Here is a 22,178-nt window from a genome sequence, read left to right on the forward strand (position 1 = left end):
CGACCCCGCCACCCGCCCCCCCGTACCGAGCCACCACGAGAGTCCGCCATGTACGAGCTGTCCCGGATCCGCCTCTACTCCATCGGACCCGCCGGTGCGCGCTACGCCGACACCGTGCTCGACCTGCGCGGAGTCGGCGAGCCGGTGCCCCACCCGGCGCCCACCCAGGCGGAGTTCTTCGCGGAGGAGCCGACGGGCCCGCCGCGGCGCCCGGCGCCCGCCGGGGTGCTGTTCCTGGAGAACGGCGGCGGCAAGTCCGTCCTGCTCAAGCTGATCTTCTCGGTGATGCTGCCAGGGCACCGCAACACCCTCGGCGGCGCCAGCTCCGGCGTCCTGCGCAAGTTCCTGCTCGCCGACGACTGCGGCCACGTCGCCCTGGAGTGGCAGCACACGCGCACCGGCGAGTGCGTGGTCGTCGGCAAGGTCAGCGAATGGCGCGGGCGCCAGGTGTCGAACGACCCGCGCAAGTTCGCCGAGGCCTGGTACTCCTTCCGCCCCGGCCCCGGCCTGAGCCTGGACAACCTCCCGGTCGCCGAATCGACCGCCGTGCGCCCCGCCGGCGAAGGCGTCTCCGGCGCACAGGGCCGGCGCCGCACCATGAAGGGCTTCCGCGACGCGATCACGGAAGCGGGCAAGGCGTACCCGCACCTGGAGGTCTCCTGGGAGGAGATCCACGACCGCTGGAACGAACACCTCACCGACCTCGGCCTCGACCCCGAACTCTTCCGCTACCAGCGCGAGATGAACGCCGACGAGGGCGAGGCCGCCGGCCTCTTCGCGGTCAAGAAGGACTCCGACTTCACCGACCTGCTGCTGCGCGCCGTCACCGACACCCGCGACACGGACGGCCTCGCCGACCTCGTCCACGGCTTCGGCAACAAGCTCGGCCGCCGCGCCGAGCTCATGGCCGAACGGGACTTCACCGCGGGCTCGGTGGACCTCCTCGGCCGGATCGTGGACGCCGCCGGCGCGCGCGCCCAGGCCCGTGACACGCACGCCGGCGCCGAACGCCGCACCCGCACCCTGGCCCGGCGGCTGTCCGCCCGCGCCACCGAGGAGCGCGGCCGCGCCGCCGACCTCGCGCAGCGGGTCACCGACGCCGCCCACCAGGTCACCGCCGCCGAATCCGCCCGCGACCGCAGCGCCGCCGTCTCCGCCGAACTCGCCTACCGGCACGCCTCGCTGGCGCTCGCCGTCGCCGACAAGGCCGCCGCCGCCCAGCGGCGCGAGCTCCTCGAAGCCCGTACCCTGCACTCCGCCTGGCAGGCCGCCGAGTCCGTCCTGCGCCACCGCGCCGCCGCCGACCGCTCCGCGCGCGTCGCCGCCGCCATCCTCGAAGCCGAGCGGGACGCCGCCCCGGCCCTCGCCGCCCGCGCCACCGCCGCCGCCGCGCTCGTACGGGCCCTGCGCACGGCCGCCGAAGCGGGCGAGGAGGTCGCCAACGAGGGCGAGGAACGCGCCGCCGTGCTCCAGGAGTCGGGCGAGGGCGCCCACCGCGACGCGACCGCCGCCGCCACCGCCGCCCAGCGCGCCCGCAGCGAGGCCGAGCACCTGCGCGCCCGGCTCGGCGAGGTCGAGCAGGAGACCGCCGAAGCCGTCCGCGCGGGCTGGCTCGACGACTCCGCCCCCGACGCCGACCCGGCCCGCGCCGCCCTCGCCGCCAGCGACGCGGAGAAGGGCGCCGTGGCCGCCTGGGACGAGGCCCGCGAGGTGGCCCGCGCCGCCGCCGACACCGCCCGCGAGGCCGCCGCGGCGCAGTCCCGCGCCGAACTGACCGCCGCCCGGGCCGCCGACGCGGCCGACGCCGCCGAGGCCGCCCACGACGCGGAACACCGCGCCGCCGCCTCCCTCGGCGCCGCCCCGCGCCTGGCCGACCTCCTGGGCCTGCCCGAGGGCACCGGATCCGCCCCGGGCGCCCCCGACCCGGCTCCCGGCCTCACCCCCGAGGAGCTGGACCGCGGCGCCGACGCACTGCGCGAGCTCCTCGACACGGGCGTGGCCACCGCCGAACGCCAGCTCTTCGACCTGCGCACCGCCGCCGCCGACGACGCCCGCATCCTCGGCGCCCTCGGCGACGGCGGCCTGCTGCCGCCCGGCCCCGACGTCCTGGCCACCGTCGAGTACCTCGGCGAACACGGCATCCCGGCCCTGCCCGGCTGGCGCTACCTCGCCCAGGCCGTGGACCCGGCCGACCACGCGGCCGTTCTCGCCGCCCGCCCCGAGCTCGTCGACGGCGTGGTCATCACCGACCCCGACACCCACAGCCGGGCCCGCGAGGTCCTCTCCGCCGCCGCCCTGCTGCCCCGCTCCGCCGTCGCCGTCGGCACCGCCGCCGCCCTGCTGGCCCCGGTACCGCCGGCCGGCCCCGACGCCGACACCGGCGTGTTCCTCGTACCGCCGAACCCGGCCATGCACGACGAGCACGCCGCCGACGAGGAGCGCCGGGCACTGCGCACCCGCGCCACCGCCCGTGACACCGAGATCCGCGAGCTCGCCGCCCGGCTCGGCGCGGACCGCGCCCTCGCCGCCCGCCTCGCCTCCTGGCGCACCGGCTGCCCGCCGGGCCGCCTCGCCGAGTTGGCCGGACAGGCCGCCGCCGCCCGGTCGTTCGCCCAGGAGGCCGAGGCGGAACTCGCCGAGGCCCGCACCGACCGCGCCGAAGCCGACGAGAGCGCCGCGGACGCCGCCCGCGTCCGCGAGGAGCGCGGGGACACCGCCCAGCGCGCCCGCCGCGCCGCCGACGCCCTCGCCGGGCTCGCCTTCCGGCTGCGCGAACGGGCCGGCTGGCAGGTCCGGCTGCGCGAACTCGCCGACGAGGCGGCCGAGTCCGAAGCCCGCGCCGAGTCCTGCCTGGAGCGCGCCCGGTCCGCCGACGAGGACCGGCGCGCCGCCCAGCGCGCCGCCGACGACGCCCGCCGCACCGCCCGCGCGCTGCGCGCCGAACGCGCCGAGATCGCGGGCGCCCCCGAACACCTCCCCGCCGACGAGGAAGCGGCCAGGACCCCGCTGCCGGACCTGCGCGAGGCCTACCGGGCCGCCTCCCAGCTGTACGAGAAGGTCGGCGTCGGCGCCGACCTGCGCGCCGAACAGGCGCGCGCCGAGACCAACGAGAGCGCCGCCCTCGCCGACGTCGACCGGCTCACCAACAAGGTCCGTACCCGCGCCGCCCAGCTCCTCGAAGGCACCGAGGGCTCCGACGGCCCCTCCCGCCAGGCCGCCGCCGCCCGCGCGGAGGAGCTCGTCCAGATGCTGGAGACCCGCGCCTCCACCGCCAGCGAGCAGCTCGGCCGGCTGCGCGGCGAAGCCGAACGGCACGCCCCCGCCGAGGGGACCGTGCACGCGGACCTCCCCGAGGAACTCGTCCCCGACGACGTCGAGCGCGCCCAGGCCCTGCTGCGGACCTCCACCGCGCAGCTCGCCGCCCACAGCTCCGCCGTCGAGGGGGCCCGGGCCGCCCACGCCGACCTGCTGCGCTCGCACCGCGCGGCCGAGGACGGCGCGGGCGGCTTCGACGAGACCTCCGCGCTGCTGCGGGACCTGATGCGCGACCCGAGCCCGCAGGAGGACGCCGACGAGCAGGGCTCCGGCGCCTTCCCGGGGAGCCTGGAGGAGGCCCGGCAGAGCGCCGCGGAGGCCCGCCGCTCCCTGCGCGGCTTCGCGGGCGACCTCTCGGCCGCCGAAGCCGCGGTCCGCGAGGCGAGCGACATCCTGGTGCGGCACGCCAACGCCACCCGCTACCAGGCCGTACGGACCCCCGCGCGCCAGCAGATCCGCGAACTCCCGGCCGCTTCGCTGCCCGAGCACGCGGCCTCCTGGGCCACGGCCTTCGCCCCGCGCCTGCGCGTCCTGACGGACGAGCTGGAGCAGCTCGAACGCAACCGCGACAGCATCGTCGACCGGCTGCGCGGGCTGGTCGAATCCGCCCTGGCCACCCTGCGCTCGGCCCAGCGGCTCTCCCAGCTCCCCGAGGGACTGGGGGAGTGGTCGGGCCAGGAGTTCCTGCGCATCCGCTTCGAGGAGCCCGACCAGGCCACCCTCGCGGAGCGCCTCGGGGAGGTCATCGACGAGGCCACCCGCGCGGCGGTGAAGAAGAACAGCGCCGCGTCCTTCGGCGAGGGCCGCCGCGACGGCATGTCCCTGCTGCTGCGCGGGGTACAGGCCGCGCTCGAACCCAAGGGCATCGCGGTGGAGATCCTCAAGCCCGACGCCGTGCTGCGCGCCGAGCGCGTGCCGGTCGGCCAGATGGGCGACGTCTTCTCCGGCGGCCAGCTGCTCACCGCCGCGATCGCGCTCTACTGCACGATGGCGGCCCTGCGCAGCAACGACCGCGGCCGGGACAAGCAGCGCCACGCCGGCACCTTGTTCCTCGACAACCCCATCGGCCGCGCGAACGCGACGTACCTGCTGGAACTCCAGCGGGCGGTGTCGGACGCCCTCGGGGTCCAGCTGCTGTACACGACGGGCCTGTTCGACACCACGGCCCTGGCGGAGTTCCCGCTGGTCATCAGGCTGCGCAACGACGCGGACCTGCGGGCCGGGCTGAAGTACATCAGCGTCGAGGAACACCTGCGCCCCGGTCTGCCGCAGCAGCGCCCGGAGGGCGAGCCGATCCACGGCGAGATCACGGCGACCCGGATGTTCCGCCGCAGCTGACCCCGACCCCGGTCCGGACCCTCACCGAAGGGTCCGGACCGACGGTCCGTCCGTCAGCGCATGCCGTCCGTCAGCGCATGCCGCCCGAGGCGACCGGTATGTGCCCGGACCGGGCCGCGCGCCGGGCGCGCCGCCTGTCCCGGCGCAGCTCCCGCGCCGTACTGCTCGGCACCGACACCACGCCGTACCGCTGGTTCCAGGTCTGCCGGGTGATCCAGACGTCCAGCACCCCCCAGGTGGCCAACACGGTCCCGGCTATCGCACCGAGCGCCATCGGGAAGGCCAGCCAGGACCCGGCCACGGCCAGCAGGAACGCGACCGTGGCCTGCGTCAGCACCACGGAGACGATCAACACCGCCCGCACGGCGGCCGTCCGCACCGGATCGGGCATCCTGCGCCGCCGCGCCGCTTCCTCCACCCACAGGGGGCGGCCCCGACCGACCGCTCCGCTCCCTCGCCGGCCCGGCCGGTCCTCGTTCTCGTACACACCACTGCCCATGCTCCGCTACTCCCCACCAGACGGCTCCCCATGCCGCCTCGAACAGATAGACGCTCGAAGGAGGGCGGAGATTCCCGGATCGGTACGATTTCACTGGCCGTCCGGCCGCCCACCCGCCCCCCACCCGCCCCGGAAGAAAGAATTCCAGCCATCCCTGTGAAGACGGAAACTGACGCACCACCAGGTGTCATGTGCCACATATCGGGCCGCTCCCGACCGGAACTATCGGACAACTCGTGATCTTCGCTCGGCAGTCCGGCCGAAAACGTCCGGACACGCCTTCGAGGTCGGCCCGCGGCAGTAGTAGGCTCACGCCGTTTAATTGACGGAACACCGACCCCCGACAGCGGGGTTGAGCTGGGGGAGGCTGGGGAGGCCATGCGCTTTCGCGGGAAATCCATCCGCCGGAAGATCGTGGCGTTGCTCCTCGTGCCGCTCGTCTCCCTCACCGCCCTCTGGGGCTTCTCGACCGTCATCACCGGCCGGCAGGCGGTCGAACTGCTCGACGTCGCCTACGTGATCGACAAGGTCGGCTACCCCATCGAGGACGTCGTCCGGGTCCTCCAGAAGGAGCGCCGCCAGACCCTCGTGGTCCTCGGCGACCCGCGCTCGGCCGCCGCCACCGCCGAACTCGCCCAGCGCCGCGCCGCCACCGACGCCGAGGTCACGTCCATCACCCGCAACGCCACCGACCCGGAGGTCGTCGAGGAGCTCAGCCCCGCCGCCGCCCAGCGGCTGCGCTCGATCCTCGACGCCTTCCGCGGCATCGGCGCCCTGCGCCACTCCGTCGACCAGACCACCCTCGACCCGGCCCAGGCGCTGGAGCTCTACAGCCGGCTCGTCGACCCCTGCTACGACTTCCTCGTCAACCTCCACGCCCTGGAGAACGTGGAGATGGACAAGGAGGGGCGGGCCCTGGTCGGCATCACCCGGGCCCGCGAGACGCTCTCCCGTGAGGACGCGGTCATCGCCGCGGCGCTGGCCGCGCGCAACGTCAGCCCCAAGGACACCCGCGCCGTCTCCGACCTCATGGCCAACCGCGGCCTGCTCTACGACGTCAACCTCGCGATCCTCCCGGCCGACGACCGCGAGCTGTTCGAGCAGTACTGGAGCGGTCCCGAGACCAAGGCCCTGCGCGACGCCGAGGAGCGGCTGGTCACGACGGGGGCGACCAAGAACCCGCGGATCACCGCCGCCCAGTGGGACGAGGCCGCGGGCAAGGTCCTCGGCGACCTCGCCACCATGGGCACCGACGCCGGCAACCGCTACCAGAAGCGCGTCCAGCCCGTGGCGATGGACGTCCTGGTCAAGGCAGCCGTGGCCGGCGTCCTCGGCTTCGTCGCCCTGATCGTCTCCCTGGTGCTGTCCGTGCGCATCGGCCGCGACCTGATCCGCGACCTCTCCCGGCTGCGGAAGGAGGCCCACGAGGTCTCCGGCGTGCGGCTGCCCGGCGTGATGCGCCGCCTCGCCGCCGGCGAACACGTGGACGTGGACACCGAAGCACCCCGCCTGGAGTACGAGAAGGACGAGGTCGGCCAGGTCGGCATGGCCCTCAACTCGCTCCAGCGCGCGGCCGTCGAGGCCGCCGTCAAACAGGCCGAGCTGCGCCGCGGGGTCTCCGAGGTGTTCGTCAACCTCGCCCGCCGCAACCAGGTCCTGCTGCACCGCCAGCTCACCCTGCTCGACACCATGGAGCGCCGCACCGAGGACTCCGAGGAGCTGGCCGACCTCTTCCGCCTCGACCACATGACCACCCGCATGCGCCGCCACGCCGAGGGCCTGGTGATCCTCTCCGGCGCCGCGCCCTCCCGCCAGTGGCGCAAGCCCGTCCAACTGATGGACGTCGTGCGCGCCGCCGTCGCCGAGGTCGAGGACTACGAGCGCATCGAGGTCCGCAGGCTCCAACGGCTCGGCATCACCGGCCCCGCCGTGGCCGACGTCACCCACCTCATCGCCGAACTCCTGGAGAACGCCACGGTGTTCTCGCCCCCGCACACCGCGGTCCAGGTGTACGGCGAGCGCGTGGCCAACGGCTTCACCCTGGAGATCCACGACCGAGGCCTCGGCATGCACCCGGACGCCCTGCTCGACGCGAACCTCCGGCTCGCCGAGACCCCCGAGTTCGAGCTGTCCGACACCGACCGCCTCGGCCTCTTCGTCGTCAGCCGGCTCGCCCGGCGCCACGGCGTCAAGATCTCCCTCCAGCCCAGCCCGTACGGCGGCACGACGGCGATCGTGTTCCTCCCGGTGGACCTGCTCACCGAGGCCCCCGAGACCAACGGCAGCGGCCTGCGCCTGGAGGGTGCGGAGCGCGCCGCGGTCGGCCGCGGCCCCGCACCGCGCCCCCAGGGCATCGGCCCGGGCGCCGGAGCCGGCCTCGGCACCGGGATCGGGAGCGGTCACGGGAGCGGAAACGGTACGCCGCCCAGGCGCCCGGTGTCCGCCGCGCTCCTGGACGGCCCGGTCGAGCTGGAGGCGCCCCTCGACGTCCACGGCCTGGACGAGCTGACCGGCACCACCGGCCTCCCCGGCATCCCGGGCAGCGGCCGCGGCCACGGCGCCGGCACCGGCACCGGCCACGGCCACGGAGGCGCCAACGGCCGCGGCAAGGGGGCCGGCAAGGGCAAGGGCAACGGCAGCGCCATCGGAACCGGAGCGGTCCCCGCCAGCCCCGCCGCCCACCCGGCCATGGCCACCCTGGACGACGAGACCCCGCCGAACGGCACCCCGCGCAGCACCCTGCTGGGCCTGCGCCCGACCGACCGCGACCCCGGCCGGCAGCAGGCTCCTACCGGACCCGTCCGGCTGGAGGGCGCCGGCCACCTGGACGCGGCCCTGCGCCCCGCGTCCGGCGCCGTACCGCTCCCGCGCCGCCACCGCGCCCCCACCCTGGTCGCCGAACACGGCCGCCGGGTGGACGGCTCCCGGGTGGACGGCTCCCGGACGGACGGTCCCCGGCCCGCCGCGGTCCCGCCGTCCACGGCCGCCGCCGAGCCCACACCCGCATATGCTCCCGGGCCCCGCCACGGCGGCTCCGCGCCGACCGCTCCGCCCGCGCCGACCGGCCCGGGCGGCCTGCCCCGCCGGGTCCGCCAGGCCAGCCTCGCGCCGCAGCTGAAGAACGCCCCGGCCGCCCCGCCCGCCGACGCCACCGCCGACCCGGTCGCCGACCGCGACGCGGAGACCGTACGCATCCGCATGTCCGCACTCCAGCGAGGCTGGACCGCAGCCCGTGACGAGCACGCAGAGCAGTCCGCGAGCGAGGCGGACGGCGCTGCCGGGACCCGTACCGAGCACGAGAACGAGGGGGACGGTCGATGACCGCACCGCAGACCACAGGCAACGACTCCCGGGGCCGCGGCCCCGGCCAGCTGAACTGGCTGCTCGACGAACTGGTCGACCGGGTGGCCAGCATCCGCAAGGCGGTCGTCCTCTCCGGCGACGGCCTGCCCACCGGCACCTCCAAGGACCTGACCCGCGAGGACAGCGAGCACCTGGCCGCCGTCGCCTCCGGTTTCCACAGCCTCGCCAAGGGCGTCGGCCGGCACTTCGAGTCCGGCCAGGTCCGCCAGACCGTGGTGGAGCTGGACGAGGCGTTCCTGTTCGTGATGGCCGCGGGCGACGGCAGCTGCCTCGCCGTGCTCTCCGACGCCGATTCGGACGTCGGGCAGGTCGCGTACGAGATGACCCTGATGGTCAAGCGAGTGGGCGTCCACCTGGCGACCGCACCGCGCACCGGGCTGCCAGCCGGAGGGTGAGCCGGACGGCATGAGGGAACCAGGCCACGAACCCGACCACCGCGCGCCCGCGTTCGACGCCGAGCCCGCTCACCCCGCCCATCCCGCCCACCAGGCCGCCTGGTTCGACGCCGACGCGGGCCCCGTGGTCCGTCCGTACGCGATGACCCGCGGCCGGACGCGCCACGCGGGTCAGCACCGGCTCGACCTGATCGCCCTCGTCGTCGCCGAAGCGGCGGCCGACGATCCGGTCTGGGACATGACCTTGTCCCCCGAACACGCCCACATCCTCGGGCTCTGCACGGAACGGCCCCAGTCGGTGGCCGAACTCGCGGCCGACCTCGACCTCGCGGTCGGCGTCGTCCGTGTCCTGATCGGCGACCTCGTCGACGACGAACTGGTCCACGTGACCCGGCCGGTACCGCCCGCGGAACTTCCGGACGAGTCCATTCTGCGTGAGGTGATAGATGGCCTTCGGGCGCTCTAGCCGCACCGGTGCGATGCACGCGGTGTCGCCGGTCGAACCGCTGACCCTGAAGATCCTGGTCGCGGGCGGCTTCGGGGTGGGCAAGACCACCCTGGTCAGCGCGGTCAGCGAGATCCGCCCGCTGCGCACCGAGGAGGTGCTCTCCGAGCCGGGCCGCACCGTGGACGACCTCGGGGGAGTGGAGGGCAAGAGCACCACCACCGTCGCGATGGACTTCGGTCGGATCACCCTGCGCGACGACCTGGTCCTCTACCTGTTCGGCACGCCCGGCCAGGACCGCTTCTGGTTCCTGTGGGACGAGCTGGCCACGGGCGCCCTGGGCGCGGTGGTCCTCGCCGACACCCGCCGGCTCGCGGACTGCTTCGCGGCCGTCGACTACTTCGAGCGGCGCGAGCTGCCCTTCGTGGTCGCGGTCAACTGCTTCGACGGGGCCGACCGGCACCCGGTGGTCACCGTACGGGAGGCGCTCGACCTCGACCCCGAGGTGCCGGTGCTGATCTGCGACGCGCGCGACCGGGAATCGGTCAAGGACGTGCTGGTCGGGGTGGTGGAACACGCCATGTCCCTGGCCCGCGCCCGCCGCAGCCCGACCCGGACCTGACGGGACACCGGGGGAGGCCGGCCACCGGGGCCCCGCATGGAGGCGGCCCGTACCCCCGCCGACTGGGGTACGGACCGCGGCTCACATGGGGGGTCCGTCGGGCGGATCCGCTCGGGGCCCGCGACCGTGCAGGAAGTGTGAACCCGCCGTCCTGGGCCGTCAAGCGTTCGCGCAACAGCCCCAGTTCAAGGCGCGCGCGAGCCGCTTCGGAGCCGGGGTCGCCGCACCGCCGGGGCCGCCTCACCGCCCGGGCCGCCTCACCGCGCGGGCGACTTCGACGCCCCCGCCGCCTCACCGCACGGCGACGACCGCCGAGCCGTGCCCGAAGAGCCCCTGGTTCGCGGTGATCCCGGCCCGCGCCCCCGGAACCTGGCGCTCCCCGGCCGTACCGCGCAGCTGCCAGGTCAACTCGCAGACCTGGGCGATCGCCTGGGCCGGCACCGCCTCCCCGAAGGAGGCCAGCCCGCCGCTCGGGTTCACCGGCACCCGCCCGCCGAGCGCGGTGACGCCCTCCCGGACCAGCTTCGCCCCCTCGCCCTCCCCGCACAGGCCGATGTCCTCGTACCACTCCAACTCCAGCGCCGTGGACAGGTCGTAGACCTCGGCGAGCGAGAGGTCGTCGGGCCCGAGCCCCGCCTCCTCGTAGGCCGCCCGCGCGATCGAGGAGCGGAACGACCCCGCGTCCGGCGGGGCGGCGGTCCCCGCCGCGGAATCGGTGGCGATGTCGGGCAGGTCGAGCACCGTCCGCGGATAGGTCGGCGTCACCGTCGACACCGCCCTGATCCGCACCGGATCGCCGACCCCGCGCGCCCGCGCGAAGTCCATGCTGCTCAACACCAGGGCCGCGCCCCCGTCGGAGGTCGCGCAGATGTCCAGCAGCCGCAGCGGATCGGCCACGACCGCCGAGGCGGCGACCTCCTCCGGGGTGACCGCCTTGCGGTAGCGGGCGTTCGGATTGAGCAGCCCGGCCGCCGCGTTCTTCACCTTGACCAGCGCGAAGTCCTCGCCGGTGTCCCCGTAGAGGGCCATGCGCCGGCGCGCGTACAGGGCGAAGTACGCCGGGTTGGTCGCCCCCAGCACCCGGAAGCGCAGCCAGTCCGGATCGTCCGGCCGGTCCCCGCCGGCCGGGGCGAAGAAGCCCTTGGGCGCCGCGTCCGCGCCCACCACGAGCACCACGTCGGCCAGCCCCGCCAGGATCTGCGCCCGGGCCGCCCCGATCGCCTGCGCCCCGGAAGCGCACGCCGCGTACACGCTGGTGACCCGCGCGCCCTGCCAGCCGAGCGCCCGCGCGAAGGTCGCCCCGGCGACGTACCCGGGATACCCCGAGCGCACGGTGTCGGCGCCGACGATCGATCGGACGTCGCTCCAGTCGAGCCCGGCGTCGGCGAGCGCGGCGCGGGCCGCGATCCGTCCGTACTCGACGAAGCCGCGCCCCCACTTCCCCCACGGGTGCATCCCGGCCCCCAGGACCGCCACGTCACCGCCGTTCATGCCCGCACCCCACCCTCGTCGGAGCCGTCCCGGTCGCCGTCGTCCGCCGCCACCGGCCGGAAGTGCCAGGTCGTCCAGGTGGTCCCGGTGTCCGCGTCCTCGTTCAGCACCCCCGGCACCACCTCGACCGCCATCCCCACGGCCAGATCGGCCACGGTCACCCCGGGCGCGGCCTGCCCGAGCACGACCATCCTCTCGGCCTCCAGCTCCACCGCCACCAGCGTGTACGGGGTCCAGGGCCGGTCCGGGTCGGACACGTACGGGGCGGGCGGCCGGTATCGCCCGTCGGTGTAGGACCAGATCCGGCCGCGGCGGGAGAGCGGCACCTCGACCAGCTCGCCGCCGCCCGCGCAGCCGGGATTGCGGCAGAAGGCGTCCTCCCGCGGGAAGTAGACGGCGGCGCAGGCGGAACACCGAGTTCCGAGCAGCCGGAAGTCCGCCCCGGCCTCCGTGCCCGCTTCGGTACCGGTGTCGGTGAACCACCCGCTCACGACGGGCGTGCATGTCCGTTCCAAGACCCCTCCTGACAGCGACTCCTGGATCTGACGATCCGTCAGGAGTCTGTCACGACAGGCCGGTCCGGGTCACCGGTTGTCGGCCAGCCACTTCGCGGCGGTCTCCGCGAGCTCGGCGTCCCGCCCGGCCAGCATCATCCGGATCATCCGGACGTCCCCGCGCAGCGACCACGCAGGGTGCCCGAAGCTCGCCGGATTGTTCTTCTCGATCAGGAAGTGCGCGGGCCACGCGGTCCCGTACCCGATCAGCGGCAGGGCGGCCAGATAGCGCGGCCGGCCCCGCCCGAGTCCGTAGACGGTCAGGGCGAGGCCGGTGAGGGTGCCGCCGAGGTGCAGCCAGCGGGTCGCGGCCCGCGCGTGCATGGCGACGTAGTAGGGCCAGAATTCCTCGTACGAAGCGAACGTCATGCGGCGACGCTACTCAGCGCACCGCCGAGCCGACAGAGACGGGGAAGTCGAAGTACGCGTCGGGGAAGGCTTCCGGCCGGAAGGTGAAGTGCCACCACTCCTCGGGCAGGTTCACGAACCCCTGCTCCCCGAGCACGTGCCGCAACAGCCGCCGGTTCTCCCGCGCCGCCCCGGTCACCTCAGGGCTGTCCGTGTGCGACAGCGGATCGAAGAAATCGAAGGGCGTACCGAAATCCACCGGACGCCCCAGCGGCAGCCGCACCAGACCCACGTCGACCGTACTGCCCCGGCTGTGCCCGGACCGCGCCGCGATGTAGCCCTCCGGGATCAGCCGGTCCTTCGCCACCCGCGGGTAGTACGCCGCCTTCGTCCGCTGGTCCGCCGCGTCCCCGGCCCACCGGACGAAGGCGTCCACCGCGCGCTGCGGCCGGTAGCAGTCGTACACCGTCAGCGCGTACCCGCGCACCGAGACGACGCGCTGCGCCCGGGCCAGCGCCTCGGCGGCGGGCCGGGCGAGCAGGCACACGGGCTCCTCGTACCCGTCGACCACCCCGCCCGTGAAGTTGTCCGCCCCCGCGTAGCGCATCTCCTGCCGGACCGTCGGGTCCACGGCGGCGAGGAGGACGAAGCCATCGGGGGCGGGCGCGGACCCCGGCCCGGGCCCCGGCACCGCGAGGGAAACGAGCAGGGAGGCAACAGCCGTCAGTCTCATGCCCCTTCGTCTACCATCGCGGGATGCCCGCGCCGCTGATGAACTCGCACTGTTCCGCCTGCGGATCTCCGTTCGCCACCTCCGACTGGCCCCGGACCTGCGCCGCCTGCGGAGCCACCGCCTACCGCAACCCCACTCCCGTGGCGGTGGCCCTGCTCCCCGTCCAGGACGACGCGGGCGGCGGCCTCGTGGTCATCACCCGCACGATCGAACCGGCCCTGGGCGGCGTCGCCCTGCCCGGCGGCTTCATCGACCACGGCGAGGACTGGCGCACCGCGGTGGTCCGCGAACTGCGCGAGGAGACCGGCATCCACGCCCCCGCCGCGGACGTGGCCCTCGCCGACGTCCACAGTTCCCCGGCGGGCCACCTGCTGATCTTCGGCCTCCTGCCCGCGCGCCCGGCCGCCACCCTGCCCCCGCCCGCCCCCACGGACGAGACCACGGGCTGGCACGTCCTGCGCGCCCCCACCGAACTGGCCTTCCCCCTCCACACCCAGGCGGTCGCCGCCTGGTTCGCGGGGCAGCACGCCTGACATCCGGCGGGGCCCGCACCCGCGGGCCCGCCCTCCTCAGAGCCCCCGCACGGTCACGCCCACGACGCGGTCGCCCCCCTCCGCCTCCACCACCACCTCGTCCCCGGCCCACCGCGAGGTGTACCGCTCCAGCGGGGCCGCTCCGAAGCCCGGCCCCGGGTCGCGGACCACCAGCCCGCCGCCCGTACGGCCGCGCGCCGGCGCCCACACCTCCAGCTCGACCCCGTCCCCGTCCGCCGCCCGGACCGGAACCACCGCACCCGCCCGCGCCAGCACCGGGATCCGACCCGGCGGCGCGTCCAACAGGACCTGGCCCGGACCCTCGTACGCCACCCCCGTCACCGTGTCGTACCAGCGCCCCCGGGGCAGCCGGACCGCCCGCCGGTCCGCCCCGCACTCCAGCACCGGCGCCACCAGCAGCGCGTCCCCCAGCAAGAAGGCGTCCTCGCAGTCCCGCAGCCCCCGCTCCTCCGGCGTCCCCCACCACAACGGCCGCACGTACGGCGCCCCCGTCCGCTGCGCCAGGTGCGCCAGGGTGACGAAGTACGGGCGCAGCCGCTCCCGCTCGGCCAGCACCGCCCGGGCGTGCTCCTCCACCTCGGCCCCGAACTCCCACGGCTCCCGCCGCCCCGCCCAGATCGCCGCGTGCGTGCGGAACAGCGGCAGGTACGCGCCGAGCTGCAACCACCGCAGGTACAGCTCCGGCGACGGCGAACCCCCGAACCCCCCGACGTCCGGCCCCGAGTACGGCACCCCGCAGAGCCCCAGCCCCAGCACCAGCGCCAACGAGGCCCGCAGCCCCGGCCAGCTCGTCTCCACGTCGCCGGACCACGTGCCGCCGTACCGCTGCATCCCCGCCCACCCCGACCGGGAGAACAGGAAGGGCCGCTCCTGCGGCCGCAACCGCACCAACCCCTCGTACCCGGCCCGCGCCATCCCGAGCGCGTACACGTTGTGCGCGGCCCGGTGGTCCCCGCCGGCCCCCTCCAACACGTGCCGCGCGGACCGCGGCAGCGTCGCGTCCCCGAAGGGAGCGAAGGACACCGGCTCGTTCATGTCGTGCCAGACGCCGGCGAAGCCGTTCGCGAGCCGCTCCTCGTACAGCCCGCCCCACCACTGGCGCACCGCCGGATCGGTGAAGTCGGGATACGCGCAGCTCCCCGGCCACACCTCGCCGCGCACCTCCCGCCCGTCCGCGTCCCGTACGAACGCCCCCGCGTCCCCCACCGCGCCGCCGGCCTCGTACACCCCCTCGCCCGGGGCCGCCCGCACCGCCGGGTCCACGATCGACACCAGTCGCACCCCGCCCCGCGGCAGCTCCCGCAACTCCTGCGCCAGGGCCGGCAGATCGGGGAACCGCTGCCGGTCCACGGTGAACACCCGGTGCCCGTCGTAGTGGTCGATGTCCAGGTGTACGGCCGCCAGCGCGATCCCCCGCGCCACGTACCCCCGCACCACGCGGCGCACCTCCTCCGCGCTCCCGAACCCCCACCGCGCGTGCTGGTAGCCCAGCGCCCACTCCGGCGGCACCGCGGCCGCCCCCGTCAGCCCCGACCAGCCCTGCAACACCCGGGCCGGCGTCCCCACCAGCACCCAGCAGCGCAACGGCCCGCCGTCCATGCGCAGTTCGCTCACCCCCGGCCGGTCCGGACCCGAACCGGCGCCCTCCTCGCCCTCGCGCAGCGACACCCGCCCGTCCCAGCTGTCGTCGTAGAACACCAGGTGCGTCCCCGCGTCGGCGACGACCAGCTGCACCGGCATCGTGATGTACAGCGGATCGTCACCCGGCCCGAAGCCGCCCCGCGGATCGGTGTTCCAGAGCCGGTAGACCCCGTCCCGCAGCCGGGGCCCCGAGGCCCGGCCGCCCAACCCGAAGAACCGCGCGTCGGCCGGCACCTCGGACCGCACCAGCCACCGCGCCCCCGCGCCGCGGGCCGCGCTGCCGGTCCTCCCGCCGGTCGACCCCGCGTCGCCCTCCGGCACCGGCCGGACCGGCTCCCACCAGCGCGGCGGCCGCTCCCGCCGCAACACCGCACCGCCAGGCGTGCGCACCTCGACCTGCCCGTTGCGGGACACCGCCACCGTCACCCGCTCCGACACCACCCGCCAGCCGCCCCCGGTGTCCGGCTCCAGCACCGCCCGCGGATCCGGCTCCGGCCCCCCGCCCAGCACCGCGCACGAGGGCGACGGCCCGGCCCCGTCCCAGCCCCAGAACACCGCACCCCCCTGCGTCACCCGGACCAGCAGCTCGGAGCGCGCGAACCGCAGCACCCCGCCGCCCGGCCGGGGCTCCGTACCGATCAACGACCCCGGCACCCGTGCCCGCTCCGCCCCCCGGCGCGGGAGCCCCACCGCGTCCGCGCGCCGGTGGCGCCAGGCCGAGCGCCAGGCGCGCCGCCCGCGCGCCGTACCGATGTCCTTGACCGCACGCACCAGATCACGACCGTTCATGCCGCGCACTCTGCCACCGGCCCCGGGCCGAGCGGGCTGCGTTCAGCTGCCGTTCACCCTCGGACCGATCACACGGGGTGGCCGCCGACGGCTCTGGTGCGGATGTCGATCACGTGGCATGGTCCCTGTGAGCCGCCGCGCGCACACCCCCGTGCGATGGCACCGTACGCACACGGGCGCAACCACCGCGCCACCCACGCACGAGCCCGAGCACACGCACACGAAGCGCGCGCCGCAGACCGACCGGGAGCCGACCCATGACCTCAGCCACTTCGCCGGAACCCCTGTGGGCCCCGGGCCCCGACCGGATCGCGGCGGCCCGGATCACGGCCTTCCAGGCCTGGGCCGCCGAACACCACGGCGCCCCCGCGACCGGCGGGTACCCGGCCCTGCACAGCTGGTCCGTGGACGAACTGGACACCTTCTGGCAGGCCGTCGCCGAGTGGTTCGACGTCCGCTTCACCAGCCCCTACACCTCCGTCCTCGCGGAGCGGACCATGCCCGGCGCGCGCTGGTTCACCGGCGCCACCCTCAACTACGCCGAGCACGCCCTGCGCGCGGGGGAGGACCCGGCGCGCGCCGCCGAGGCCGCCCTGCTGTACGTCGACGAGACCCACGAGCCGGTCCCCGTCACCTGGGCCGAGCTGCGCCGCCAGGTCGGCGCGCTCGCCGCCGAACTGCGCACCCTCGGCGTGCGCCCCGGCGACCGGATCAGCGGCTACCTCCCCAACATCCCCGAAGCCGTTGTGGCCCTCCTCGCCACGGCCGCCGTCGGCGGCGTCTGGACCTCCTGCGCCCCCGACTTCGGCGCCCGAAGCGTCCTCGACCGCTTCCAGCAGGTCGAACCCGTCGTCCTGTTCACCGTCGACGGCTACCGCTACGGCGGCAAGGAGCACGACCGGCGCGAGACCGTCGCCGAGCTCCGGGCCGACCTGCCCTCGCTGCGCGCCGTCGTCCACATCCCGCTGCTCGGCACGCCCGCGCCCGAAGGCACCCTCGAATGGTCCGCCCTCACCGCGGGGGACGCGGAGCCCGTCTTCGAAGCGGTCCCCTTCGACCACCCCCTGTGGGTCCTGTACTCCTCCGGTACGACCGGGCTCCCCAAGGCGATCGTCCAGTCGCAGGGCGGCATCCTCCTCGAACACCTCAAGCAGCTCGGCCTGCACTGCGACCTCGGCCCGGAGGACCGGTTCTTCTGGTACACCTCCACCGGCTGGATGATGTGGAACTTCCTCGTCTCCGGCCTGCTCACCGGCACCACCGTCGTCCTGTACGACGGCAGCCCCGGCTACCCGGACACCGGAGCCCAGTGGCGGATCGCGGAGCGCACGAAGGCCACCCTCTACGGGACCTCCGCCGCCTACGTGATGGCCTGCCGCAAGGCCGAGGTGCACCCGTCCCGCGACTTCGACCTCTCCACCCTGAAGTGCGTGGCCACCACCGGCTCCCCGCTCCCGCCCGACGGGTTCCGCTGGCTCCACGACGAGGTGGCCGAGGACCTGTGGATCGCCTCGGTCAGCGGCGGCACCGACGTGTGCAGCTGCTTCGCGGGCGCCGTCCCCACCCTCCCCGTGCACATCGGTGAGCTCCAGGCCGCCTGCCTGGGCACCGACCTCCAGGCCTGGGACCCGGCGGGCAAGCCCGTCACCGGCGAGGTCGGCGAGCTGATCGTCACCAACCCGATGCCGTCCATGCCGATCCGCTTCTGGAACGACCCCGACGGCAGCCGCTACCACGACAGCTACTTCGACATGTTCCCGGGCGTCTGGCGGCACGGGGACTGGATCACGATCACCGACCACGGCTCGGTCGTCATCCACGGCCGCTCCGACTCCACGCTCAACCGCCAGGGCGTGCGCATGGGCTCCGCCGACATCTACGAGGCCGTCGAGCGCCTGCCGGAGATCAAGGAATCCCTGGTCATCGGGCTGGAGGAGGCGGACGGCGGGTACTGGATGCCACTCTTCGTCCACCTCGTGCCGGGCGCCTCCCTCGACGAGGACCTGCGGGCCAGGATCAAGGCGACGATCCGCGCGGAACTCTCCCCGCGCCACGTCCCCGACGAGATCATCGAGGTCCCGGGCGTCCCGCACACCCTGACGGGCAAGCGCATCGAGGTCCCCGTCAAGCGCCTCCTGCAGGGCGCGCCCCTGGCCAAGGCCGTGAACCCGGGCTCGGTGGACAACCTGGACCTCCTCCACTTCTACGAGGAGTTGGCCCGCAGCCGCCGCCAGAGGTGACTGTCAGTGCCCGTGGTTACGCTGAGTGAGCATCGATCGGTGCCACTCAGGGGGAGCCATGGCAGACACGAGGAACACCCGCACCACCCGCGCGAACACGCGCACCCGCCGCGCCCTGCGCCGCGAGATCCCGGGTACGGTCGGCGTCATCGCCGACCCCGGGGACTTCGCGGCCATGCGCGGCTACCGGAGCTTCGCCTTCGACGACCACGAGGACTACCTCACCCAGGTCGACGCACTGCTCCGGTCCCTCGCCCTCCGGGGCGCCCACACCACCGTCGTCCTCTTCGACCCGCAGGAATACGCCGACCACTGCGCCGACCGGGGCACCGACCCCGACACCGCCGCGGCCCGCACCCGCTTCACCGCGGAGCTCGCCCGGTCCGCCGCCGGACTGCCCTACGGGGACGCCCCGCTGCGCGCACTCCTGCCGCAGCTCGTGGACGAGGCCGTCCGCCAGGCCACCTGGGAGTACGCCACCGTGCTGCTCTCGGGCGTCGGCAGCTGCGCCGACTGCGGGCAGGACGTCGGCCAGGCCTGCTTCGACCGGGCGGGCCTGATCCTTCGGCGACTGCTGGAGCGGGCCGGACCCGGCCGGCACCACCTGGTGTGCAGCGTCCCCACCGAGGCGGAACAGCTCGTCGCCGTGCTGCACGCCGAGACGGCCGACGACACCACGACGCCACCCCGCGTCGACGGCCGGGAGCGCCTCGACTTCGTGACCGTCCTGGCCACCGGCCTCGCCCTCGGCGGATCCGGGGGCCTGGTCCTGCGCACCACCGGCGCAGGGTCCCGTGACCGGGTCCACGGCTGGCGCCTGGACCGCGGCCGCCTGGTCAGCCTCTCCGCCGCCGCGGTCTTCAACGCGTACTGCACCGACGTCGAGACGGGTGAGCCCGTACCGCCGGAACCGGGCGTCGAGTACGGCCCGGGCTACGAGGTGGACGAACCGGGACCGCCCCACTGAGCCGAACGGGCCGGGGGAACGACCGAGGGGCCCCCGCCGATGGCGAAGGCCCCTCGTACCGACCACACACCCCTACCGGGGCATCGGCTACTCGCCGGACAGCACCGCCTGGGCGGCCACGCGGGCCTCCTCGGCACTGTCCGCGGCGCGCGCGGCGGCGGCAGCACGCTCGCACTGGGCGAGCGTGTACTTCGCGAGCGTCGAGCGCACGTAGGGGATCGACGCGGCACCCATCGACAGGGAGGTGACGCCCAGCCCCGTCAGGACACAGGCCAGCAGCGGGTCGGAGGCGGCCTCGCCACAGACGCCACAGCTCTTGCCCTCGGCCCTGGCGGCATCGGCCGACATGGCGATCAGGTCCAGCAGCGCGGGCTGCCACGGGTCCTGGAGGCGGGAGACCGCACCGACCTGACGGTCGGCGGCGAAGGCGTACTGCGCCAAGTCGTTCGTACCCAGCGACAGGAACTCGACCTCCTGGAGGATCGAGCGCGCCCGCAGCGCGGCGGAGGGGATCTCCACCATCGCGCCGAACTTCGCCTGCAGACCGGCCTCGCGGCACGCGTCCGCGAACGCCTTGGCATCGGCGCGGTCGGCCACCATCGGGGCCATGACCTCGAGGTAGACCGGCAGCCCCTCGGCCGCCTTGGCCAGCGCGGTGAGCTGCGTGCGCAGCACCTCCGGGTGGTCCAGCAGCGACCGCAGCCCGCGCACGCCCAGTGCCGGGTTGGGCTCGTCCGCCGGAGTCAGGAAGTCGAGCGGTTTGTCGGCGCCCGCATCCAGGACGCGCACGACGACCCGGCCCTCGGGGAAGGCCTCCAGGACGGCGCGGTACGCCTCGATCTGCTTCTCTTCGGTCGGCGCGGTCTTGCTGTCGTCCAGGAAGAGGAACTCGGTGCGGAACAGGCCCACACCCTCGGCGCCCGCCTCGACGGCCGCCGGCACGTCCGCCGGACCACCGATGTTGGCCAGCAGCGGCACCTTGTGACCGTCCGACGTGGCGCCCGGACCGGACGACGCGGACAGCGAGGCCTTGCGCTCGGCGGCCGCGGCCTCCAGCTCGGCCCGCTTCTCCGCGGTCGGGTCCACGAACAGGTCACCCGTGCTGCCGTCCACGGCGATCACGGTGCCCTCGGGGATCTCACCGGCGCCCGGCAGGGCGACGATCGCCGGCACGCCCAGCGCCCGCGCGAGGATCGCGCTGTGGCTGGTCGGGCCGCCCTCTTCGGTCACGAAACCGAGCACGAGCGCCGGGTCGAGCAGCGCGGTGTCGGCGGGAGCGAGGTCCCGCGCGATCAGCACGTACGGCTCGTCACTGTCCGGCACGCCCGGCATCGGTACGCCCAGCAGGCGGGCCACGATCCGGTTGCGCACGTCGTCCAGGTCGGCCACGCGGCCGGCCATGTACTCGCCGGCACCCGCGAGCAGCTCGCGGTAGGCGGCGAACGCGTCGTACACACCGCGCTCGGCGGTGCTCCCGACGACGATCCGACGGTCGACATCGGCCATCAGCTCAGGGTCCTGAGCGATCATGGCCTGAGCTTCGAGCACGTGCTGGGCCTCGCCACCGGCCAGCTGGCCGCGCGCGATCAGGTCGGCCGCCACGGCATCCACGGCCTGACGGGCGCGCCCCTGTTCGCGCTCCGCCTCCTCCGCGGCGATCTGCTTGGCCGGCGGTTCGAGAACCGCCGTGCCCATGTGCCGAACCTCGCCGATCGCCACACCGTGGCTCACGCCGACGCCTCGCAGCGTTGTCTCCATTTCACCCGTCTCCGATTGAGCGGCGGGACCACCCGCCGCGTTGGATGTCCGATTCGCCCGAGCAGGCGGATACGTCACTGCCAGCCGAAGAGCACGTCTCCGGCCTTCATGTCTCCGGCCTCGACGACGTCGGTGAGGGAGTCGGGAGTCGCTTCCAGCGCCACGATCGGGCAGATGGGGGACTTGCCGGCGGCCTCGACCGCGGCGGGGTTCCAACGGATGACGGTCTGGCCGCGCGTCACGGTGTCGCCCTTGTTGACGAGCAGCTCGAAGCCCTCGCCGTTGAGCTGAACGGTGTCGATCCCGAGGTGCGTGAGCACACCGTGGCCTTCGGCGTCGACGACGACGTAGGCGTGCGGGTGCAGGGAGACGACCACACCGTCGACGGGGGACACCGCCTCCGAGGGCTCACGCACGGGGTCGATAGCGGTGCCCGGTCCCACCATTGCGCCGGAGAACACCGGATCGGGCACTGCCGCGAGTCCGATGGCGCGCCCGGCAAGTGGGGACGTCACGCTGGTCATGGGGGGCCTCCCAGGGGTGGGGCTTCTTCGTGTCGCCGTCACAACCTGTCCTGGACGGCGTACTTTGAGAAGGGTAAGTCATGAGACGTCCCGGTTCCGCACGAAGTACACCTCCTTATGGAGGCCCTACGCGCTACCGCGACGCCCTAGTGGACTAGACCATACGCCTGAATCGATTTGCTTGGGCATCGGCGGACCTGTACTGTCGTGACTCCCGCCAGAACGCGTCGTGTGAACACCGCACGAACTGCTCATGGACGGGAACCTTCCTCTTCAACCGCTGATCTTCAGCCCCCCTTTCTTTCCGCATGCCTGTTCGGCAGTCGGAGCGAGTGGTCGGGAAGACGAAAAAGCGCTGGTAGAGTTGGAATCGCCGGAAAGGGAAACGCGAAAGCGAAGAACTGGAAAGCGAAAAGCAAGATCCCGCTTCGACTGGGAATCGGACACGAAAGAGTCTGATAGAGTCGGAAACGAAGAACGAAGCCCGGAGGAAAGCCCGCGAGGGTAAGTACAAAGGAAGCGTCCGTTCCTTGAGAACTCAACAGCGTGCCAAAAATCAACGCCAGAAGTTGATACCCCGTCCACTTCGGTGGATGAGGTTC

The 22,178-nt window shown here is 74.3% G+C and carries 16 protein-coding genes; 8 read left to right on the forward strand and 8 right to left on the reverse strand.

Translation table 11 applies throughout. The features are described from left to right. Positions 1-48 precede the first annotated feature (48 nt). Positions 49-4,653 (forward strand): hypothetical protein, encoded by a 4,605-nt coding sequence (locus ACIBEA_RS19555; RefSeq protein WP_399262453.1) that lies wholly within the window; start codon positions 49-51, stop codon positions 4,651-4,653. A 70-nt stretch (positions 4,654-4,723) separates the two neighbouring features. Here the strand turns inward: ACIBEA_RS19555 and ACIBEA_RS19560 are convergent, their stop codons facing one another. Further along, on the reverse strand, positions 4,724-5,152 hold the full coding sequence (locus tag ACIBEA_RS19560) for a hypothetical protein (RefSeq protein ID WP_399262455.1): 429 nt from the start codon (positions 5,150-5,152) through the stop codon (positions 4,724-4,726). 414 nt (positions 5,153-5,566) lie between these two features. On the opposite strand from ACIBEA_RS19560, the gene ACIBEA_RS19565 reads away from it, so the two are divergent. From ACIBEA_RS19565 to ACIBEA_RS19580, 4 genes are read left to right on the forward strand one after another with little or no spacing between them, the layout of a single operon-like run. Further along, entirely contained in the window at positions 5,567-8,473 is a 2,907-nt protein-coding gene (locus tag ACIBEA_RS19565; protein ID WP_399262457.1) for a nitrate- and nitrite sensing domain-containing protein, read from the forward strand. Then, positions 8,470-8,910, forward strand: coding sequence for a roadblock/LC7 domain-containing protein (locus tag ACIBEA_RS19570; protein ID WP_354381594.1), 441 nt, complete (start codon positions 8,470-8,472; stop codon positions 8,908-8,910). Before ACIBEA_RS19565 ends, ACIBEA_RS19570 begins: the two co-directional genes overlap by 4 nt. A gap of 10 nt (positions 8,911-8,920) precedes the next feature. Further along, complete coding sequence (locus ACIBEA_RS19575) at positions 8,921-9,376, forward strand: DUF742 domain-containing protein (protein ID WP_354381595.1); 456 nt, start codon at positions 8,921-8,923, stop codon at positions 9,374-9,376. Further along, positions 9,357-9,977 (forward strand): GTP-binding protein, encoded by a 621-nt coding sequence (locus tag ACIBEA_RS19580; RefSeq protein ID WP_399262460.1) that lies wholly within the window; start codon positions 9,357-9,359, stop codon positions 9,975-9,977. The genes ACIBEA_RS19575 and ACIBEA_RS19580 overlap by 20 nt, the downstream gene beginning before the upstream one ends. 291 nt (positions 9,978-10,268) lie before the next feature. Here the strand turns inward: ACIBEA_RS19580 and ACIBEA_RS19585 are convergent, their stop codons facing one another. The 4 genes from ACIBEA_RS19585 to ACIBEA_RS19600 all read right to left on the reverse strand — a co-directional run bounded on the left by ACIBEA_RS19585 (position 10,269) and on the right by ACIBEA_RS19600 (position 13,103). Beyond that, the gene (locus ACIBEA_RS19585; protein WP_399262462.1) at positions 10,269-11,468 is read right to left on the reverse strand and encodes a lipid-transfer protein; all 1,200 of its coding nucleotides are present in this window, start codon (positions 11,466-11,468) and stop codon (positions 10,269-10,271) included. Further along, on the reverse strand, positions 11,465-11,983 hold the full coding sequence (locus ACIBEA_RS19590; protein WP_399262464.1) for a Zn-ribbon domain-containing OB-fold protein: 519 nt from the start codon (positions 11,981-11,983) through the stop codon (positions 11,465-11,467). Before ACIBEA_RS19590 ends, ACIBEA_RS19585 begins: the two co-directional genes overlap by 4 nt. A gap of 69 nt (positions 11,984-12,052) precedes the next feature. After that, positions 12,053-12,391: an Mpo1-like protein gene (locus ACIBEA_RS19595; protein WP_399262466.1), complete on the reverse strand. Its 339-nt coding sequence runs from the start codon at positions 12,389-12,391 to the stop codon at positions 12,053-12,055. A gap of 13 nt (positions 12,392-12,404) precedes the next feature. Beyond that, positions 12,405-13,103 (reverse strand): M15 family metallopeptidase, encoded by a 699-nt coding sequence (locus ACIBEA_RS19600; protein ID WP_399262467.1) that lies wholly within the window; start codon positions 13,101-13,103, stop codon positions 12,405-12,407. Between the two features lie 23 nt (positions 13,104-13,126). On the opposite strand from ACIBEA_RS19600, the gene ACIBEA_RS19605 reads away from it, so the two are divergent. Further along, positions 13,127-13,636, forward strand: a complete 510-nt coding sequence (locus tag ACIBEA_RS19605) for an NUDIX domain-containing protein (protein WP_399262469.1) — start codon at positions 13,127-13,129, stop codon at positions 13,634-13,636. A 36-nt stretch (positions 13,637-13,672) separates the two neighbouring features. Here ACIBEA_RS19605 and ACIBEA_RS19610 read toward each other — a convergent pair whose 3' ends face one another. Then, on the reverse strand, positions 13,673-16,087 hold the full coding sequence (locus ACIBEA_RS19610; protein WP_399262471.1) for a TIM-barrel domain-containing protein: 2,415 nt from the start codon (positions 16,085-16,087) through the stop codon (positions 13,673-13,675). 257 nt (positions 16,088-16,344) lie between these two features. Here ACIBEA_RS19610 and ACIBEA_RS19615 point away from each other — a divergent pair, with 257 nt between their 5' ends. Both ACIBEA_RS19615 and ACIBEA_RS19620 read left to right on the forward strand, forming a co-directional pair. Next, positions 16,345-18,327 carry an acetoacetate--CoA ligase gene (locus ACIBEA_RS19615; protein WP_399262473.1) on the forward strand — a complete coding sequence of 661 codons (1,983 nt, stop codon included), beginning with the start codon at positions 16,345-16,347 and terminating at the stop codon, positions 18,325-18,327. A gap of 58 nt (positions 18,328-18,385) precedes the next feature. Then, complete coding sequence (locus ACIBEA_RS19620; RefSeq protein WP_399262475.1) at positions 18,386-19,294, forward strand: hypothetical protein; 909 nt, start codon at positions 18,386-18,388, stop codon at positions 19,292-19,294. Positions 19,295-19,381: 87 nt separating this feature from the next. Here the strand turns inward: ACIBEA_RS19620 and ptsP are convergent, their stop codons facing one another. Further along, positions 19,382-21,052 carry a phosphoenolpyruvate--protein phosphotransferase gene (ptsP, locus tag ACIBEA_RS19625; protein ID WP_399262477.1) on the reverse strand — a complete coding sequence of 557 codons (1,671 nt, stop codon included), beginning with the start codon at positions 21,050-21,052 and terminating at the stop codon, positions 19,382-19,384. A 74-nt stretch (positions 21,053-21,126) separates the two neighbouring features. Further along, positions 21,127-21,576, reverse strand: a complete 450-nt coding sequence (locus tag ACIBEA_RS19630; RefSeq protein ID WP_385786129.1) for a PTS glucose transporter subunit IIA — start codon at positions 21,574-21,576, stop codon at positions 21,127-21,129. Positions 21,577-22,178: the final 602 nt, after the last annotated feature.

This window comes from Streptomyces sp. NPDC051555 (assembly GCF_044454405.1).
GTDB lineage: Bacteria > Actinomycetota > Actinomycetes > Streptomycetales > Streptomycetaceae > Streptomyces.

Bases quoted from the DNA above. Each gene is read 5' to 3' on its own strand.
- ACIBEA_RS19555 (WP_399262453.1), top strand. From the start codon at position 49: ATGTACGAGCTGTCCCGGATCCGCCTCTACTCCATCGGACCCGCCGGT.
- ACIBEA_RS19560 (WP_399262455.1), bottom strand. From the start codon at position 5,152: ATGGGCAGTGGTGTGTACGAGAACGAGGACCGGCCGGGCCGGCGAGGG.
- ACIBEA_RS19570 (WP_354381594.1), top strand. From the start codon at position 8,470: ATGACCGCACCGCAGACCACAGGCAACGACTCCCGGGGCCGCGGCCCC.
- ACIBEA_RS19575 (WP_354381595.1), top strand. From the start codon at position 8,921: ATGAGGGAACCAGGCCACGAACCCGACCACCGCGCGCCCGCGTTCGAC.
- ACIBEA_RS19580 (WP_399262460.1), top strand. From the start codon at position 9,357: ATGGCCTTCGGGCGCTCTAGCCGCACCGGTGCGATGCACGCGGTGTCG.
- ACIBEA_RS19585 (WP_399262462.1), bottom strand. From the start codon at position 11,468: ATGAACGGCGGTGACGTGGCGGTCCTGGGGGCCGGGATGCACCCGTGG.
- ACIBEA_RS19595 (WP_399262466.1), bottom strand. From the start codon at position 12,391: ATGACGTTCGCTTCGTACGAGGAATTCTGGCCCTACTACGTCGCCATG.
- ACIBEA_RS19600 (WP_399262467.1), bottom strand. From the start codon at position 13,103: ATGAGACTGACGGCTGTTGCCTCCCTGCTCGTTTCCCTCGCGGTGCCG.
- ACIBEA_RS19605 (WP_399262469.1), top strand. From the start codon at position 13,127: ATGCCCGCGCCGCTGATGAACTCGCACTGTTCCGCCTGCGGATCTCCG.
- ACIBEA_RS19610 (WP_399262471.1), bottom strand. From the start codon at position 16,087: ATGAACGGTCGTGATCTGGTGCGTGCGGTCAAGGACATCGGTACGGCG.
- ACIBEA_RS19615 (WP_399262473.1), top strand. From the start codon at position 16,345: ATGACCTCAGCCACTTCGCCGGAACCCCTGTGGGCCCCGGGCCCCGAC.
- ACIBEA_RS19620 (WP_399262475.1), top strand. From the start codon at position 18,386: ATGGCAGACACGAGGAACACCCGCACCACCCGCGCGAACACGCGCACC.
- ptsP (WP_399262477.1), bottom strand. From the start codon at position 21,052: ATGGAGACAACGCTGCGAGGCGTCGGCGTGAGCCACGGTGTGGCGATC.
- ACIBEA_RS19630 (WP_385786129.1), bottom strand. From the start codon at position 21,576: ATGACCAGCGTGACGTCCCCACTTGCCGGGCGCGCCATCGGACTCGCG.